The 16,352-nt window shown below is 37.9% G+C and carries 7 protein-coding genes; 5 read left to right on the forward strand and 2 right to left on the reverse strand.

The window, feature by feature from the left end:
• Nucleotides 1–10 precede the first annotated feature (10 nt).
• Nucleotides 11–8,422: an Ig-like domain-containing protein gene (locus ACFPVY_RS06360; protein ID WP_379791134.1), complete on the reverse strand. Its 8,412-nt coding sequence runs from the start codon at nt 8,420–8,422 to the stop codon at nt 11–13.
• 412 nt (nt 8,423–8,834) lie between these two features.
• On the opposite strand from ACFPVY_RS06360, the gene ACFPVY_RS06365 reads away from it, so the two are divergent.
• From ACFPVY_RS06365 to ACFPVY_RS06385, 5 genes are all read left to right on the forward strand, one after another.
• Nucleotides 8,835–9,548, forward strand: a complete 714-nt coding sequence (locus tag ACFPVY_RS06365; protein ID WP_379791135.1) for a LexA family transcriptional regulator — start codon at nt 8,835–8,837, stop codon at nt 9,546–9,548.
• Nucleotides 9,549–10,124: 576 nt separating this feature from the next.
• A complete protein-coding gene (locus tag ACFPVY_RS06370) occupies nt 10,125–10,541 on the forward strand; it encodes a hypothetical protein (protein WP_379791136.1) in 417 nt (138 codons plus the stop codon).
• 108 nt (nt 10,542–10,649) lie between these two features.
• Nucleotides 10,650–11,096: a response regulator gene (locus tag ACFPVY_RS06375; protein WP_379791137.1), complete on the forward strand. Its 447-nt coding sequence runs from the start codon at nt 10,650–10,652 to the stop codon at nt 11,094–11,096.
• Nucleotides 11,097–11,271: 175 nt separating this feature from the next.
• Nucleotides 11,272–11,781 carry a hypothetical protein gene (locus tag ACFPVY_RS06380; protein ID WP_379791138.1) on the forward strand — a complete coding sequence of 170 codons (510 nt, stop codon included), beginning with the start codon at nt 11,272–11,274 and terminating at the stop codon, nt 11,779–11,781.
• Between the two features lie 111 nt (nt 11,782–11,892).
• The gene (locus tag ACFPVY_RS06385) at nt 11,893–12,348 is read left to right on the forward strand and encodes a hypothetical protein (protein ID WP_379791139.1); all 456 of its coding nucleotides are present in this window, start codon (nt 11,893–11,895) and stop codon (nt 12,346–12,348) included.
• Between the two features lie 106 nt (nt 12,349–12,454).
• On the opposite strand, the gene ACFPVY_RS06390 is transcribed toward ACFPVY_RS06385, so the two are convergent.
• The gene (locus ACFPVY_RS06390) at nt 12,455–16,156 is read right to left on the reverse strand and encodes a CheR family methyltransferase (RefSeq protein WP_379791140.1); all 3,702 of its coding nucleotides are present in this window, start codon (nt 16,154–16,156) and stop codon (nt 12,455–12,457) included.
• Nucleotides 16,157–16,352 lie beyond the last annotated feature (196 nt).

Genomic DNA, 16,352 nt, shown 5'->3' on the forward strand with positions numbered 1-16,352 from the left:
TTCCTCTTAACTATCGGATTAAGTAAATCCATCCCGTTTTCGTTCCAGAACCATCGCCCATATCAAGAATGTAATAGTAAGTTCCAGTTGGAAGCTTATTGTCTTGATTAATTGGAGAATTTACGTTTGCTGTTCCATCCCAAGTATTTTGGTAGGCACGAGTTCGGTACACTTCTACACCATATCTGTTGTGAACTTGAAGTGTGTTATTTGGATAATTTTCAATACAGTCAATTCTGAAAAAGTCATTATCACCATCATTATTCGGACTAAATTCGTTATAAACGACCAGACAGGTTGGTTCAACCCAAGCAGAAGCTATGTTGTTTTCACCATCTGAATCAGGCGGATTTGAAGTGGCAATTGTGGCCATATTCATATAATCTCCAGTCGCCAAAACTTTTACAACAATTTGCAATGTGGCAGTTTGTCCAGTTGTTAATGTTGGGATTGTCCAAGTTCCAAGAATTGGAGAATAATTTCCAACCGAAGCATTTGAACTCACATATTGATATCCAGAAGGTAAAGCTTCGTTCACGATAATATCTGTGAAATTGCTCTGTCCGGCATTGGTAACTGTGATGGTAAATGTCACGTTGTCATCAATATTCGGATTGAAATTATCAACTGTTTTGGTAATCGTGATATCTGAACAAACCGTCACATTGATGTCTCTTGTTGCAAAATTGTCGCTAGAACAACCTGTGGTATTTGTAAAAGTGACGCTGATGTTTCCAGTTGCAACAGTTGTCCAAGTTACCGTGGCAAAATTATCAGTCAATTGACCGCCAGCTGTAATATTTCCGCCAGTAACGTCCCAAACATAATCTGTCATTCCTGCAACGGTAGTGTAAGTTACCGCTTGAGAGAAACAAGCTTCTGTTCCACCGCCAGTGATTTCGGCCAAACCATCGGCAAGGAAAGTAACTGTGATTGCCAAACGCGTACCGCTTTCGCAAGTTCCGTCGGTTAAAGCAACATAATAAGTTCCTGCAGTTAATGGCGTTGTAGATGCAATTGGAGTGCCGCCAGTCGCAACATTATAGAAAACAACATTGGTTTCATTCACTTGCAAATCAGCAACCGTTGGGCCATCGGCTTGACAGAAATCTTGCGTATTATCTGCCGTTGTTGGCGTTGCAAGATTTGTAATTGTAACCGTAATCGCCAATCGTGAGGCGCTTTCACAAGTTCCGTCAAGGATTGAAGCATAATAAACTCCGTTTGTCAAAGGCGTTGTTGGTGGTAAAGCCGTTCCGCCTGTTGCAGTTGTATAGAAAACTACGTTAGCTTCATTGACTTGTAAGTTAGCAACCGTTGGATTTGAATTTTGACAGAAATCCTGAGTCGTATCTAAAGTCGTTGGTGCCGAAGGATTTGAAATTGTAACCGTAATTGCCAATCTCGCTTCGCTTTCGCAAACACCATTTTGAATTGCAACGTAATAAATTTCAGGAACCAAAGGCGTTGTTGAAGGAATAATCGTTCCGCCAGTTGGAGTGCTGTAAAACACAACTCCCGTTTCATTCACTTGAATATTCGCAACTGTTGGGTTGTTTCCTTGACAGAAATTTTGCGTCGTAGACGTGGTAGTCGGCGTTCCGACAACCGTGATTGTAACTGTAATTGCTAATCTCGTATCACTTTCACAACCAGTTCCGTCTAAAAACGCTACGTAATAAACTCCGTTTGTAAGTGCATCTGTCGAAGCAAGAGGCGTTCCTCCAGTCGGCACGTTATAGAAAACAACTGAAGTTTCGTTTACTTGTAAATCAGCAACTGTTGGATTTTCTGCCTGACAGAAATCTTGCGTTGTATCTAAAGTTGTCGGCGCCACAGGGTCGTTTACAATAACTGTAATTGCCAATCTGTTGATGCTTTCGCAAATTCCGTCTAAGAGCGCTACGTAATAAGTTCCTGAAACCAAAGTATCCGTTGGAAGCAATGCGGTTCCGCCCGTAATTTGGGTATAAATTGCGATTGTAGTTTCATTTACGTCCAAATCAGCCACAGTCGGATTTGAATTTTGACAGAAATCCTGAGTCGTATCTAAAGTCGTTGGTGCCGAAGGATTTGAAATTGTAACCGTAATCGCCAATCTAGCTTCGCTTTCGCAGACACCATTTTGAATTGCAACGTAATAAATTCCAGGAACCAAAGGCGTTGTCGAAGGAATTATCGTTCCGCCAGTTGGAGTGCTGTAAAACACAACTCCCGTTTCATTCACTTGAATATTCGCAACTGTTGGGTTGTTTCCTTGACAGAAATTTTGCGTCGTAGACGTGGTAGTCGGCGTTCCGACAACCGTGATTGTAACTGTAATTGCTAATCTCGTATCACTTTCACAACCAGTTCCGTCTAAAAACGCTACGTAATAAACTCCGTTTGTAAGTGCATCTGTCGAAGCAAGAGGCGTTCCTCCAGTCGGCACGTTATAGAAAACAACTGAAGTTTCGTTTACTTGCAAATCAGCAACTGTTGGATTTTCTGCCTGACAGAAATCTTGCGTTGTATCTAAAGTTGTCGGCGCCGCAGGATCATTTACAATAACTGTAATTTGAAGTCGGATGATGCTTTCGCAAATTCCGTCTAAAAGCGCTACGTAATAAGTTCCTGAAACCAAAGCATCCGTTGGAAGCAATGCGGTTCCGCCTGTAATTTGGGTATAAATTGCAATTGTAGTTTCATTTACGTCCAAATCAGCCACAGTCGGATTATCGATTTGACAGAAAGTTTGCGTCGTTTCAGTCGTCGTTGGTGCCGAAGGATTTGAAATTGTAACCGTAATTGCCAATCTCACTTCGCTTTCGCAAACTCCGTTAACCAAAGCGGCATAGTAAACTCCGGCTGTCAGTGGCGTTGTGGAAGCAATTAAGTTTCCTCCCACCAAAGCATCATAAAAAATGGCTCCGGTTTGATTCACTTGAATGTCAGCAACCGTTGGATTATCAATTTGACAGAAATTTTGAGTTGTATTATCTGTTGTAGGATTTCCAACCACGGTAATTGTAACTGTAATTGCTAATCTTTCGATGCTTTCGCAACCGTCAACATCAACAATTGCGGCGTAATAAATTCCGTTTGTAAGTGCGACCGTCGGCAACAAAGGCGTTCCTCCGGTTAACGTTGTATAGAAAATTACGCCAGTTTCATTTACCAATAAATCAGCAACGGTAGGATTTTCTGCTTGACAGAAATCTTGCGTAGTATCTGAAGTGGTTGGCGCCGCAGGATCGTTTATGATTACGGTAATTGCTAATCGGTTAACGCTTTGGCACAATCCGTCAAGTGCGGCAACATAATAAGTTCCAGAAACCAAAAGGTCTGTTGAAAGCAATGCTGTTCCGCCTGTAATTGAAGTGAAAACTGCAACAGAAGTTTCGTTGATTAACAAGTCAGCAACTGTTGGTGAATCAATTTGACAGAAAGTCTGCGTTTGATTTGGAGTCGTTGGCGTCAACGGATTTGTAATTGTAACCGTAATCGCCAATCTTGCTTCGCTTTCGCAAATTCCGTTTAATAATGATGCATAATAAACGCCCGCAGTTAAAGGCGCGGTTGAAGCAATTAAGTTTCCTCCAACCAATGCATCATAGAAAATTACACCAGTTTGGTTTACTTGAATGTTCGCAACCGTTGGATTGTCTGATTGACAGAAATTTTGGTCTGTTGAAGTCGTAGTCGGTGTTCCAACTACAGTAATTGTAACTGTGATGGCAAGACGAACCGAACTTTGACAACCAATTCCGTCGATTTGACTTATGTAATAAATTCCGTTGGTAAGCGGTGTTGTTGGTGCCAAAGCAGTTCCTCCAGTTGGCACATTAAAATAAACAACATTCGCTTCGTTTACTTCCAAATCAGCAACTGTTGGATTATTGGCAGCACAAAAAACTTGGCTGGTATTATCTGTAGTTGGTGTCAGCGGATTATTGATTATAACCGTAATTGCCAATCTGATTTCGCTTTCGCAAGAACCATCTTGAATCGCAGCATAATAAGTTCCGTTGATCAAAGGAGTTGTTAAAGGAATCAAGTTTCCTGCTAATAAAGCGTCGTAGAAAACCACATTTGCCTCATTAACTTGAATATTTGCAACTGTTGGATTATTAATCGCACAAAAAGTTTGAATAGATTGTAAAGTCGTTGGCGTTGCAGGATTTCCGATAATTACAGAAATTACCAAGCGATCATCGCTCTCGCAATCGCCGTCGATTTGCGCAGCATAATATAGTCCAGGAGTTAACGGCGTTGTTGTTGCCAATGGAACGCCACCTACTGGAAGAGTGTAAAATACCACATTTGGTTCATTTACTTGAAGATCCGCTACGGTCGGATTATTTGCTTGACAGAAAGTTTGAGTCATAGAATCAGTCGTTGGTGCTGGCGGATTACCAACGGTTACAGTAACAGCTTGAAGATTTCCTGCTGTATTTAAACAAGTAGTGTCGCTCGTGACAGCTACATAATAAGTATAAGGACTTGCAATTGGAAGCAATCCTGAAATTGACAAAGTGCCGTCTGCATTTACCGTATAAGTAACCCCCAAAACAGTGCTATTTGTAATCGGCTGTGTTGTATCATTTGTAAAATAATAAGAAAACACAGGATTTGCCAAAGTACTTGTTGGTGCCAAAACCGCAGTGCTGTTCAAACAAGCCGTTTCATCATCAATCAAAATATCTGTTGCAAGAGATGACGATTGAATTGTAAATGTCACTTGAACTCGGTCAGCAACTGCCGTTTGGCAAAATTCTGAAGAACTAACTCCAACAAAATAGGTATAAGTTCCCGGTGCTAAATTGGTTAAATTTAAAGTTGCGCCGGTTTGCCCCGGAACCAAAGTTTGTGTCGTTCCCGTTAAGCTATACCAATAAAATATAGGATTTGTAAGCGTTACCGTAGAATTTAAAACAGCCGTAAGCGAAACTGCACCCGTTGGAGCACAAAACGATGTGTCTGTACCGCCATTTATTTGCACGGAAGCAATTGCATTTTCGGCAGCTGTTTCGGTTACGGTTACGGTTACCGGACCGCGAGCCATCGCTTCGCAACCAAAACGAATTGGTTGTATATAATAGGTATAAACGCCTTCGGCCAAATCACTTGGGATAGTGAATGAGTTTCCGGTAGCAACAACGTTTCCGCCAGTCTCAGCGTCATACCAAACAAATGTTGTACAAGGAACAGATGCCGCTTGAAGCGTAATAGTTTCTCCTTGACAAGCCGTAATTGCATTATTTGGATCAGCATTCGCAACTTGAGTATTCGCAGTTCTTCTAACATCGTGAACTCGCAATTGATCTAAAACATTAGCAACACCTCCAAAACGAATTCTCAATCGGTCAAAAGATTGTGTTGGAACAAAAGTCAAAATTGCTTCTGCACCGCCGCCCAAAAGTTCCAAATTCAATAAACTCGAATTTGTAAAAACTGGCCCAGCATTAGCTTCGTTTAACAGCGGTTGGAAAGAAAGTCCCGCCAAAGCATTTAAGTTCAAAAGATTTGCAGGTTGTGAAATTCTTACTGTCAAAGTATCGCCAACAACCGAAGGTGTTCTGAAAATTACAGTTAATTCTGCAGCGGTTAAAACGCCGACTCCGGTAAACATTGTGGCAAAAGAGGTTTGTGAATTGTCAATTGCGTTTACCGCATTAGTTACGCCAACTGTTGTAGTTAAAGCGCCAACGCCCAAATCGATAGCTCCAAATAAAACATCTTCAGCATCAGGACCGCACGCAATTTGAGCTGCAGGAACTTCATAATAAGCTTCATAAACTTTTGCGCTTTGAGCCAAACTTACTAATGAAGCCACTTGAATTCTGACTCCGTCATAAGCTTGAGGTCCAGTGCCATTAGCAGGAACAAAAGTATATTCGAAATTATTTTGCCCTGGCAATAAATTCAATAAAGAACCTGAAACAGATTGTAAAGTACCAACATCTACTGGAACTCCCGAAGCATTTCGTTTTGTTCCAACTACAGAATAACCTCCAATTAAAGTCACGCCGCTGTATTCAGAACCTAACTTTAGCGTAACTGGCGTACCAGCAGGAATCGTTTCATTCCATTCTAAAATTTGAAAAGTGGTTCCAATGCCAAGCAAGCCAAGACCTGTGGTTATCGTAGAAAACGTTTGAAGATTTCCGTCAACGGCATTTCCTGGATTTGAAACATTTCCGGTGATTATTGATCCCCAACGCTGTGTGTCGGCAAAATTTCTTTCTGTCAAAGGAGGACAAGAAGCAGGATCAACAACAGTAACAGTCACGGTTCCAGAAATAGAACAAGTTCCAAGCGTGGCCACTGCGGTAAATGTAAAAGTTCCGGCAGTTGTGAATGGTCCTGCAACGTTTGAGCCTAAAGCGGTTCCGGTTGAATTAAACCAAACAATTGTTCCGGTTGAGGTTGCATTTAACGTAACAGAATTTCCAATTTGGGTAACCAAAGCTGTATTTGCAATGACCAAAGTTGGTTGCGGATTTACAGTCACCGCCACAGGAACCAAATCTGAAATACAAGTCGAATTCACATTTTGCTGTTGGATGAAGTAATTCCCGCTTGCAGTAATATTCGTAGCCTGCGCTGGAGTTATGGCAACGCTTGCAGAATTATAAAAAACGTAAGTAGCCGTTGGATCGAAATTTAAAATAGCATTTGCCAAATTAACAGAGCCGCAACCCACTAAATTTGGATTTACCGGAACCGAAAGCGTGCTTCCGAAGTTTACGGTTACTTGTTTTAAAGTATTCGCAGCATTTTCGCAAAGACCATTTACGGTCAACGAAATAAAATAGTTGTAAGGCGAATTTACAGCGGTAAGTCCGGTGATGGTTAAAGCGCCCGTTGTTGGGTTTTTAATGTAAGTTACGCCTGGATCTCCAGAAAATCCGCTTACAATCTCAACTGTCTTGTTTTGATCTTTATAATAACGAATCGTTGCTCCCGCAATTGTGGAAGTCGGATTTAGCGTAATCGCTCCTTGGCAAGCAGTCAAAGTTGAAGGAATCGTGATATTATCAGCAGTTGGAACTGTGATAACAGTAATTGGAATTGGAACTCTTCGAGATTCTTCTGAACATCCCACTTTTGCGGCAGCAACATATAGAATTGTGCTTGCTGTAATTGGTGCTGTTTGATAAGGCGCGCCAGAAGCCACAGTAATTAATGGAGTAGTGGCGGTTGCTGATGCGTAATATCTAATTTCGTTTCCGGGAGCTGTTGTCGCAGTGAGCGTTACCGTGCTTCCAGAACAAATAGTCGCGTTTTGAGAAGCTGGTGCTGTTAACACAGGAACTTTAGGAACACGAACAACATCATATAAATCAAGACTCTGCGTGAGTTGTACATTTAACAAGGAATTGTAACGAACTGTAATTCTATCCGCAGGTGCGATCGGGGCAAAAGGGATGGTGGCAATCTGATTTCCTTGCAGTAATGTCAACAAATCTAGATTTAGTAGCGTGCTAATGTTCCTAGTTTCAACAACTGTAGGGCCATTGTAAGCTACAACTTGAATGTTGTTCGCGACGCCTAAAGCTAATAATGAGGGATCGACTTTAAGCCGAATATTAAATTCTTCAGTAGATTGTGATAAACCTTCAAAATAAATGGTTTGTTGAATGGATCCAGCCACAGAAAGGATTCCAAGACTTAATCTTGAAAAGCTATTTGGGTCGGCATCCAAAACATTTTGGGGATTTGTAACTCCGGCGCCTCCAAGACCTAAAAGATCTAAATTAAGTCCGGAACCGCTGAAAGATGTAAACGCTCCATAACCACAAGGATCATTTCCGGAAACATAGAAAGATTCAAAAACTCTAAGAGCTCTTGTATTAAAAAGTCCAAGAACGCTTCCTAATCTGTTTCTTACACGAATCCTATTATAAGGAGCGGCGGGTGTGATGGCGATGTAAAAATCACCAGTTTCATCGGTAATAATTCGTAAACGTTCTGTCGCAAATTCGCCAATATCTTGACTATCACCTTGTAACAAAACATTATTGTTGTTTTTGGCTTGAACAGTAAACTCTTGATTTCCAATTAAAACGCCTCCTAAAACGTCTGACAATAGGCCTCCTAAACTTCCCCCAAGCAAGCTCGGAAGCAAATTGTCATCCGTTTGAATTTTTACATAAGAGGTTGTGTTGGCGGGCAATAATGTTGGATATTGAAGTTCAACATAGCCAGAATAAGCTCCAATACCAAGAGCCAAGCCAGAACTTGCGCTAACCGAGGCACTTGTTGTTAAGTTTCCATCTATCGCATTCGATGAAACATCTGTATTACTCTCTGCCGAAATTTCGCTAGCATAAACTCTCGATACTTGCGCCTCGAGATTTATATGGTAAAAAAGCAGAAGCAATAAAACCGAAACGTACTTATAACCGTACATTCTCGGAAAAGTAAAATTAAATTTCATAAGCAAGCATTTTAGTTATTAATTAGATTAAAGGGTAAAAGGTTTTTTGGATTTTAAATACAATTCCTACATATTTTAGTTAAAATGTTTATTGTGAATAATTTATGAGCTGTTTATATCGTGTATTTTAAAAAAATTATATATTTGTTATCGAAATTTGTTTTTATAACAAATAATGCCATATCAAAGCTTAACCCCAAAAACGAGCTTAACCTGACTCACAATTTGTGAATGCTTTACAGCGGTTTGTCTAAAAACAATCCGTAAGTGATGCTATGTGAATATTTTTTTTAAAATGACACTATTGAAATTGATGTGGTAAGTCAATCTCTGTCAAGGGTTTAAAAACTGATTCCATAAACCAGCTTTATATCTATTTGCTGATATTAAAGTTACATTACATTTTGCGAATATGCAAGAAAAAAATTCACAAAATGCGATTAAGATAATTGAAAGATTAAAAAAGTCGCTAAAAATCAAGACAGATATTGAGTTATCTGAGTTCTTGAGTATCCGTCCAAATACGATTTCCACTTGGAAAAAACGTAATTCAGTAGATTATGATTCAATAATCGCGATATGTGAGCTCTACGAAATAGACTTAAATAAAATTTTTTTAGATAAGACAGATACTGCTAGTTATTCTGCAACAACTGCTTTGGTTTGTCGCGAAATGCAGTTTCAGTATTCTAAGGAAGATGACGTTTCAGCATTGGTTGACATTCTTCCAAAATATAATTTTCCGTTTGTGACCGCCGAGAAATCAAGGGCGTTTCAGGTTACGAGTAATAACATGTTTCCGGTAATTGATGAAAATACATTCGTGATTTGTGAACAAATTGAAATTGATTCCATTGTTGATAATTCTATCGTCGTTTTAATTAGTGCTGAAAAAGGCTTGTTTATAAACAGAATTGTTAAAGACGAACAAAAAAAAGGACAATATTTTCTGAAGAGCGAAAACGACTTCTTCAGGGAAATAACAATCGACAAAAAGGAAATTAAAGAAATATGGAACGTCTGTGGTGTATTGTCTTATGATATTAATAACCAAAACAAGTTTAAGTTTATCAACGATAGCTTAAAAACTATTAATAAATTCATTGAACAAGAAAAGGCAAGATAATATTTAAAAAGAGCATTTCAGAATGCTCTTTTTTTATATCAAATTTGTTTGCGAGTTATTGGAATTCGATTCGGTTTTAGAAATAAATCCGAGAATGATAAAGAATTCCAAAAATGATGTGGATGTAGTATTCTGTGTGTAAAAACCGAAACAACCAAGAAAAAGAAAGTAAAAATATTCCAGCCAAAATATCAAAAGCGAAGTTTACTTTTAAAGGGATTAGTTTTGCAAAGCTCATTTCATAATTGGTAGTCAAATTGATCAAAATTAAAAAATGCGCAACCAAAAATTGGTATAACGGTTTCAATTCCAGCTTTGTAAAACTCAAAAATCCAAGGCGAAATAACGTTCAATATTTTAGTTGGAAACATTAAAATTATCGAAGATTGAACAAAAATGCGTTATTCTATTTTTAATATAATTTACATTTTAATTGTTTTTACTAAGCTAAAATCTGACGAAAAAAATAAGCTTATATGGAAATTATATAACATTTGATAAATCTTATATAAATACATTTGGCTTCGCTTTTCCCTTTAGTTTATGAAGATCGCCTTTCTGTTTTTTTTAATAACCTTGAGTTCAAAGTTGCCGTCGCAGAGTTTTGGCGGGTCTCAAGTTTTGGTTTATCCTACTCCTATAAATTCTTCAGAGATGCAATATTACAATTGGTACGAGCATCCCAAAGAACAAAACATTTACATCGTTAGTTTTGAGCAAAGTCTATTGGGGTTTAAAAGCGCATTTGATCAGCTCAACGCACTTTTAATAGAAAACAACATCGATTTTAACGGTCATTTATCTGATAAATCACATTTTCACGGTACTGTAATTGCAAATTATTCTTATGAGGAACTTCATAATTCGATAATTAACAAGCAATCAAAAATTTTTAGAACTTGGAATGCTGGAGAAGATTTTCTGACATTGCTTTTAAATCACGATGCGTATGTGATGATTTTAGGGAACAAAAATTCTAGAAAAAACGATTAACAACAACGGCATTCATTTGTCGGCAAACATTTGAAATTAGGTGCAAATTCCTTATATTTGTAATAATTGATAATGAAATAACATACAATTAAATATTTATAATTACCTATGAGTCCATCGAGTATGCAGATTTTCCTTGCGGATGATGATCAAGATGATCGTCTTTTATTTGAAGAAGTTCTTAATGAAATTAATATTTCAAAGGAGCTGACAATGTTTAAAAATGCTATCGAACTGATGGATTATTTGAACGCGGAAGATGCTGTTTTACCGCATATCATCTTTTTAGATTTAAATATGCCGTTTATTTCTGGAGCCGAAGCGCTGAAAGAAATTAGAAACAATCCAAAGTTTAGAGATATTTCTGTTGCCATTTATTCCACATCTTCACTTGAAAAAGATATTGAAGAGACGTTTATCAATGGCGCAAATATTTATATTACAAAACCAAACGATTATGGAACGCTCAAGAAAATTATCAAAAACGTTCTAAATATCAATTGGCATTACCACACTTCGGGACTCAATAGAGAAACTTTTTTCTATAACGTATAATAGCAAAAGCGCAAATGTAAAGTTTGCGCTTTTTTTAAGCCTTCCAATAATTTGAATCAATTACAATTGTTCATAAATAACTCTTAATTAGTGCAATTCTGTTACTAAAAAGTGAGAATCTATAAAACTTCCAATTCTCTTTTCTAATATCTTTGTATAACAAAATCGTAGTGATATGAAAGTCTTCTTAACATCCACAGTTTTTTTCGTTTGCACGCTTGCAATGGCTCAAGATGTGTCTTTCATCAATTCTATTTCTAACACAAATAGACAAAGCGCGCGCGTGGCTTCTGATAAAATTGCTTCGTTGACCACCTTAAACTATAGATTTTACAAGGCAATCGAGCAATCTTCTGATTCAACTTATACTATTATTTATGCTCCGGCAGAAGTGACCGATGTTGATTTAGAAGCAAAACAAGATTGGGACGAATGCCTTTTCGTAGGTTTCAAATTAGAAAACGAAGGCGATTCAAAAGAACTCAAATTCAGTTCCATCAGAGGAAAATATTTAGACATTTTTCCGGCTTGGAAGAAGTACTTCAAACAAAAAGCACATTTAGAATATACAATCACAGATCCAGAAAGCCGTGAAATTGCTGACAATCAGCGCGGTTATCATTTTGTACTTCAAGAAGGTGAAAACCAAAATATTCCGCGTTGGAGTATTTTGAATAAATCATAAAAATTTTTCTTCAAAAACTTTAGGTGCTATAATCTTTAGTTGAAATTGTGTAAAACGTTTCTTATCAGAGCTTGTTAATTTTACAAAGTAAGATTTTAAAAAAACAAGTCTATGAAAGCGATAGTAAACTCAGAATTTAATAAAGCACTTTTTTTCTTGGCGATAGCTGTCATCTGTACGTTTTTTGCGTCTTGCGAAAAGAAAGACAGTTGTCAAGAATGTGCTGAGCAAAAAGCCGAAGAAGAAGCTTCAATGAGCACAACAACTTCAGAAACGGTTACAACTGACACAACAACAGCCAATTATCAATCAGGAGCAACTGCATCAGCGTCAACATCAAAAACTTCTGGTTCAGGAAGAACAAAAAATACAACGTCAAAAGCGACGGAAGAAGAGGACGATGATTCAAACGTAAGTATCATCAACCCAAATGACAAAAGCAACAGCGACAGCAAAAGAACTTACGGAAGCAGTGGCACAGGCGGAGGAAGCGGAACCAGCGGAAGCGGTGGCGATGGAAACGGAAGCAGTGGCTGGAATTCTGCAGCGAAAAAAGACAAAAAATAAAAAGCATTACAACCAATAATAACAATCAACCAACCAACCGAAAAAAGGTATATTCTACATTCAGAATATACCTTTTTTTACTTCTAGTAAGTTTATTTTTTAGAAATTATTTTCCCGAAGGAAGATAAATTGTGAATATCGATCCTTTGCCAACTTCACTTTCTGCTTTTATAAAACCATTTTGAGCGGCTACAATTTTTCTGCAAATCGCCAGGCCAATTCCGGTACCGCTGTATTCTTCTCGATCGTGAAATCTCTTGAACGGTTCAAAAACTTTTTCTTTTACTTCTGGCGGAAAACCAACTCCATTATCTTCGACAGCAATTTTGTAATAATTTTGAGTCGCGTCGGCTCCTAAGCTTAAAATGCTCTTGCCCAGAATTGCAGAAGAAGTTATTGTGATTACAGGCGTCGTGTCTTTTTTAGAATATTTTATTGCATTGCTTATCAAATTGGTAAAGACTTGGCCAAATAAAGTTGGAATAACGCCCAAGGTTGGCAATTCTCCCACTTGAATTAATGCATTCGATTCTTCAATCGTTTCTTTTAAATCGTTTTCTATCTTTTTGATCAGTTCATTTAAATCGGTTTTGACTAAAATCAATTCACGACCATTAATTTGAGAATAGCTCAAAAGATCGTTTACCAATTGTTCCATTCGATTTGTGGAAACGATAATTCGTTCAAGATTATGCCTCGAACTTTCAGAAAGTTTTTCTGCTTCTCGATCTTGAATCATTTTCCCAAACATGTGAATTTTACGCAAAGGCTCTTTTAAATCATGGCTTGCAACAGAAGCAAACGAATTTAATTCTTCATTTTTGTTTTTTAATTCCCGATTAATGCTGACGATTTCGCGGGTTTGAACTTCAACTTCATTAGAAAGTTTATTGGCAAAATTCTTTTGGTCATCAATATCGCTACAGCTTCCGGCATAACCCAAGAAAGTTCCATCAGCGGTATATCTCGGAACGCCTCTTGAAGAAATCCATCGGTATTTTCCATCAGCATTTAACAGGCGGTATTCCATTGAAAATTTTTTTCTAACATCAAACGCTTTCTCGTAGGTTTTAAAAGCATCCAATCGATCATCTTGGTGCAAACCATTAGCCCAATTATCGCCAATTTCTTCTTCAAACGAAGTGCCTCTGTAATCAATCCAGCCTTTATTTACAAAATAAACACATTTGTTAACTCCCGAAAGCCATAACATTACGGGTGCATTATCGGCCAACACGCTGAAACGAGCTTCGCTTTCACGAATCAAAGCGATGCTTTTGTGCTCAGTAATATCTTCAAAAGCCAATAAAATAAGCGGTTCAGAATACTTGTCATTTATAATTTGGCAGGCATTCAATAAAAATGTCGTGGCGCCACGATTAAAAAGTGTAACCGTGATTTCAAAATCTTCAATCTTTTGCTTCAAGGGCAGTACGTTTTCAAGTTGGGCTTTAAAATCATTTACGTTCCAAACTCCATTTGCAATTTCATAAATAGTACGATTTTCCGTTTCTTGTTCCGTTGTTTTAAAATGCTTGTAAAATGCGGCATTTGCACTTTTTACACGCATATTTTTATCTAAAATAATCAGCGGTTCCCGAATGGTTTCCACAATTGCATCTGAATATAATCGGGCAGAAGTCAGCTGGTCTTGGCGGTCCATTAACTCGTCGTTCACGCTTATTAATTCCTCGTTGTTGGATTGCAATTCTTCTGCAGAAGTTTCCAGCTCTTCATTAAGCGTTTGCAATTCTTCGCTGTTGCTTAAAAGTTCTTCATTGGCGCTTTGCAGTTTTTCATTGGACGCTTCCTGATCTTCGGTTACACGTCTAATATCTTCTCTAATTTGTTGTATTTCAGCTTCTAACTGTTTTATTCTGAATTGTTCAGAAGTTTTTCTTTGCTTGACATTTACTTCTTCTTTTTTCTCCACTTTGTGAAATAAAATCAGCGAATGCGATTCATTGCAGTCATTCAACGGAATAACTTCAATAGTAACTTGGTAATCAAAATCTTTTAAAGGAATACCTTCTCTAATAATCGTTTCATCTTCGTTTTTAGACTTTAATAACGCATTTCGCATTTCAAAAGCCAAGCCTTCGCGCGCCATTTTCAGCACGTTGAAATTTGGTTTTCCGGGCGAAGAAACTAAAAACGGACTCGTATCTCCGTGGAAATGAACAATTTCTTTATGGTTGTTAATGATTACCGCTGGCGGTGTATATTTTGAAAAAAGAATATTATGGGCAATTTTTTGGAAATCAGCTTCCAACGGAATTTTATTTTTTTCTACAGCATTTTGTTCTGGCGAAGCAACTTCAATCGGCTCAAAATTAGACGGAATAAAGCGTCCCGGAACCATTTTTCGAGTATAGAACTTTTGGTTCTTGATGATTGGTTCAAATAAATTTGAATGACTGCTCGCCGTTTCTGATTTTCCTAAAAATAAAACCCCGTTTTCACGCAAAGCATAATGAAATGTGGTCATTGCCTTCTTTTGAAGAAACGGATTTAAGTAAATCAATACGTTTCGGCAGGTAATCAAATCCATCTTTGCAAAAGGCGGATCTTTCAAAAAATTGTGCACGGCAAAAACGCACATGTCGCGAATAACTTTGCTGATATGATAGCTTCCGTCAGTTTTTACAAAGTAATTTTGAAGCCTTGTTTCAGAAACATTTTGAATGTCTTGTTTGGTATAATTTGCAGCCCTTGCTTTGGTAATTACGTTTTCAGAAATATCCGAAGCAAAAATCTGCACTTTTAAATGCGGTGCGTTTTCCATCAAATATTCGTGAATGCAGATGGCCAGCGAATACGCTTCTTCGCCAGTCGAGCATCCAGCCGTCCAAACGCGAATACTTTCGTTCGAACTTCTATTTTTGATGATTTGAGGCAAAACTTGGCTCGTGAAAATTTCGAAAATTCGAGTATCTCTAAAGAAATAACTCACAGGAATCAAAATATCATTGAACAGCGCGTCCTGCTCAGATTTTTCTAGCCTTAGATAATTCAAATATTGTTCGGGCTCTTCTCTTTTGGTCAAAATCATACGTCGGGAAATTCGCCTTCGCAACGTAGCTTCTTTATAATTTGAGAAATCGTTTCCGGTTCTGAGCCTTAAAATTCTAAGAATGCTTTTAAATAAATCTTCCTCTTCTTTTGGAACAATTGGATTTTCGGCGTGAGCATGATTGGTTTCATAGGCTTTATCGATGCGCAATAAATGTTCTGGAATTTCACTTGCCTCCAAAATAAAATCTGCCGCGCCAGCTTTAATTGCGCTTTGCGGCATGCCGTCAAAACCCGCCGAATCAGGATTTTGAACATATGTAATACCGCCTTCTTCCTTTATCCGCTTAAGTCCTTGCGTGCCGTCATAACCTGTTCCCGAAAAAACCACGCCAATTGCAAAACTCTTATGAACTTCTCCCAAAGAATTAAAAAAAATGTCGATTGGCATATTTTTTTTGCTTGACAAATCCCTTGCAGTCAGGTTTAAAACACCATCGTGAGTCGTCAGCATTTTATTTTCTGGAATAATGTAAACGGTATCAGGTGCAAGATTTATGTCATCTGTGATTTCATAAACTGGCAAGTGGGTGCTTTTTGAAAGTAATTTTGGAAGCAAGCTTTCATGAGACGGGGCCAAGTGTTGTACTAAAACATAAGCCATTCCAGAGTCCTCAGGAATTGCCTGCAAAAACTCTTTAAAAGCGTCAAGTCCGCCTGCAGACGCACCAATTCCCACTATTGGAAAGTTTTGCGGAGATTTTGGAGGTTGGGATTCCGAGGTATTTTTAGGCATAGATACTCTTTTGATTGATTATTTCAAAGGTAAGAAAGTCTTTAATTAAAGTTAAATAAATAGTGAGATATTGCGATATAATTTCGAATAATATAGCATTGTAGAAAAAGAATTTCCAGTGCTACTTTTTGCTTTATTTTAAAATTGTCGTATAATAAAATAAGCTTAATTGTAAAAATAGCAGTATATTTACCCC

Origin of the sequence: Flavobacterium qiangtangense (assembly GCF_042658345.1) — a bacterium.
GTDB lineage: Bacteria > Bacteroidota > Bacteroidia > Flavobacteriales > Flavobacteriaceae > Flavobacterium > Flavobacterium qiangtangense.